This window comes from Actinomycetota bacterium (assembly GCA_005774595.1).
Lineage (GTDB): Bacteria > Actinomycetota > Coriobacteriia > Anaerosomatales > D1FN1-002 > D1FN1-002.
Genome location: VAUM01000237.1, coordinates 1 through 3131, shown reverse-complemented (window position 1 = coordinate 3131; position 3131 = coordinate 1). Strand labels below are relative to the sequence as shown.

Annotated in this window: 4 protein-coding genes and 1 riboswitch; of the genes, 3 read left to right on the top strand and 1 reads right to left on the bottom strand. The window is 71.2% G+C overall.

The annotated features are described in order from the left end of the window. Positions 1-401 precede the first annotated feature (401 nt). Entirely contained in the window at positions 402-590 is a 189-nt protein-coding gene (locus FDZ70_08490) for a 4Fe-4S dicluster domain-containing protein (GenBank protein TLM72302.1), read from the top strand. 100 nt (positions 591-690) lie between these two features. On the opposite strand, the gene FDZ70_08485 is transcribed toward FDZ70_08490, so the two are convergent. Continuing rightward, the gene (locus FDZ70_08485; protein TLM72301.1) at positions 691-1188 is read right to left on the bottom strand and encodes a hypothetical protein; all 498 of its coding nucleotides are present in this window, start codon (positions 1186-1188) and stop codon (positions 691-693) included. A 104-nt stretch (positions 1189-1292) separates the two neighbouring features. Then, a riboswitch (cyclic di-GMP riboswitch) is annotated at positions 1293-1385 on the bottom strand. A gap of 118 nt (positions 1386-1503) precedes the next feature. Between FDZ70_08485 and FDZ70_08480 the strand changes: the two genes are divergently transcribed. Then, complete coding sequence (locus FDZ70_08480; protein ID TLM72300.1) at positions 1504-2211, top strand: class E sortase; 708 nt, start codon at positions 1504-1506, stop codon at positions 2209-2211. Between the two features lie 23 nt (positions 2212-2234). Continuing rightward, positions 2235-3131, top strand: an 897-nt coding sequence (locus FDZ70_08475) for an NAD-dependent epimerase/dehydratase family protein (protein TLM72299.1), incomplete at its 3' end; no start/stop codon positions are given.

The window sequence follows — 3131 nt, the reverse complement described above, 5'->3', positions numbered from 1 at the left end:
GGTAGCGGACGGTCGCGCGGTAGTCGACGCCTCCGGGCGGCGCGTCGCTGCGCACCGATACCGCGAGCCGCGAGACGGCCGAGCCATCGCCGGACGCGGCGGGCGCCGCCACCGCAAGCGTCACCGCGGCCACCGCCAGCACGGCGGCGGCGCGGACGCGTACGCGCCATCGAGCCATCCACGACCTCCGCTCCCGCGGCTGCGGCGCGTGCCGCCAGCCTGACCCTCGGTATGCGTCACCGGTCGTGTCCGCCCTCCGGTGCGGGCACACCAGGAACATACCCTCATCAGCTCGGGAATGGTCCCTTTACACCGCCCCGCGCACTGGCTATCTTCACTCCCGACGCGCACGGCCCCCCGCAGGGGCCTTCGGCCTTCGGATGAGAGCTTGGGAGGAACGCATGCCACGACCGATCATCAACGAGGACGATTGCTCCGCCTGCGGCATCTGCGTGGATGCCTGCCCCGAAGGGGTCCTCGACCTCGTCGGTGACTCGGCCCAGGTCGTCAACGAGGACGACTGCACCGGCTGCGCCACCTGCATGGAGGAGTGCCCGATGGGCGCCATCGAGGAGATCGAGGAGGACTGACGCCTCGCGCTCACGGCGCCGCTTCCGGCCCCGGAACGCCAAGAAGGCCCCCGCGCTTGCCGCGGGGGCCTTCTCTCTTCCCGGCGAGGGGATTTGCGCGCTACTGGCGCGGAGGAACGTTCTCGCCCCAGTCGATGCGGCCGTTGTCGCGCCAGTCGATGACGTGCCAGATCTCGTGGTTCAGGATCCGCTCGAGAGTGGCGGTGTGCGTCGCGCTGATCACGATCCGGCCGCTCTTGTAGTACGCGATGGCCTGGTAGCCGCGGGCATCGCCGAAGGTCACCGTGGTGCCCTTCAGGATCGGGTGCTTCGCGATGAGGCCGGCGAGGATGGCGCGGGCCTTCGTCAGTTCGCTGGAGGCGGACGCGGAACCGGTGCGGACGGTCGCGGCGGTCACGGTTCGCTCGGACACGGTGGCCAGGCGGGCCTGCTCGGTGACGGCCACACGGGCGGTCGGCGCGACGGCGGACAGCTGCGTGGTGTACGGAGCGGCCGGCTCGCCTGCGACGGCGATGCCGGGCAGCGCGGTGGCGACAGCGAGGGCGGCCACGATGAGGGCCACGGTCAGAGCGGTGATCCTGCGGGTGTTGGCGAACATCTGAGAGCACCTTCTCGGTCCAAGCACATCGGCCCGGTTCCCCCTCAGTGCTCATCTGCGCTGGGTGGGAGCCGGGCCGGTTCACGCTTGGTCCGAGGCTCGAACCCGGCAGTCCGGCTGTCGTAGGGAGGTGTCCCTCCCGGTAGACCCGTGACTTTGCGAAGTCCGCCTTTCGGCGGGCCGTGCCTTTTTCGGGGAGCTGGTGCTCGATGTGCGGTTGTCAACTCTGCCTTACACTCGCATTATCGGTGCCTCGCAGGCCCGACTTTATAGCGGATCTGTGCCGAATATCACATTTCGTCACCGTGGAGCCACATGCCGACCGCCTCCGTCACAGAACGCGCTGTTCCCGCAGGTCAGAGGCCTGGCGTCGGACGCATCGCCGTCCTCGCGGCCGGCAACGTGCTCCTCGGCGCCTCGATCGGCATCCTCGCCTACGGCGGGCTTTCGAACCTCGCGACGATGATGGAGCAGCGCAACTTGCGCTCGGCGCCCTACCTTGCGGCTTCCGTGCCGAAGACGCTGCCTGCGACCGGGGCGGCGCCGATGGATCTCGAGGGCTGGGAGGCGCAGGACGGCGCCTACTGGAAAGCGCTGCCACAAGGCGGCGTGTTCGGCCGCATCGTCGCTCCGAAGATGGGCCTGGACGCGGCGGTCGTGCGCGGCACCGCGCGCGCGGACCTCGCCAAGGGTCCCGGCTGGATCGAGTCGACGGACCTGCCGGGAGCGGGCGGCAACACCGGCATCTCCGGACATCGCACCACCTTCCTCGCACCGTTCCGCGACATCGACCGCCTCGGCACCGGTGATACCATCGACCTGTACTCGCCCTACCGGCGCTACCGCTACGAGGTGACCGAGCAGCTCGTGGTCACCCCCGACCGCGTCGACGTGCTCGACGACGGGCCGCAGCCGATGCTCACGCTCACCGCCTGCCACCCGCCGTACAGCGCCCGGTATCGACTCGTCGTCCATGCCAGGCTCGTCGAGGTGCGCCGCATCGAGTCCGCTGGCGGGCCCTGACGGCGAGAAGGAGAGGAACCGCGGTGCGCATACTCGTGACCGGCGGCGCCGGGTTCATCGGGAGCAACCTCGTGCACGCGCTCGTGGGCCGGCACGACGTCGGCGTCATCGACGACCTGTCGACCGGCAGCCCGGCGAACCTGCACCCCGCCGCATGGCACCGCACGCTCGACGTGCTCGACGGCTCGTTCGCCTTGGCTGTCGCGGAGTTCGGACCCGACGCGATCGTGCACCTCGCCGCTCAGGTGAGTGTCGCCGTGTCCGTGCGCGAACCGGAGCGCGACCGGCTCGTGAACGTCGAGGGGACGCGCGCGGCCGCGCGTGCGGCGGCGGCGTGCGGATGCGCGCGCATGCTGTCCGCCTCCTCGGCGGCCGTCTACGGCGAGCCGCAGACGCTCCCGATGCCCGAGACGCACCCCAAGTCCCCGCAGAGCCCGTACGGCGCGTCCAAGCTCGAAGCCGAGTCCGTGCTCGCCGCCGAACTCGCCGGCACCGGCGTCGACTTCGCGTCGCTGCGCTTCGCGAACGTCTACGGGCCACGCCAGGACGCCAACGGCGAGGCCGGCGTGGTCGCGATCTTCTGCGACGCGATCCGCGCCGATGGTGAGCCCGTCGTGTTCGGCGACGGGCACCAGACCCGCGACTTCATCTACGTCGGCGACGTCGTGGACGCCGTGATCACCGCGCTCGAGCACGAGGGCCCGCTCGCGGATGACGGCATCGACGGCCCCGCATACAACATCGGCACCGGCGAGCGGACGTCGGTCGACGCGCTCGTCGCGGGACTGCGGCTCGCCGCGCGCTGGACGGGCGCGGTCGCGCACGGCCCGGAGCGCGCGGGCGACGTCGAGCACAGCGCGCTGGACCCGGCCAAGGCGGCGGCCGTCCTCGGCTGGCGCGCCCGCGTCCCGCTCGAGACC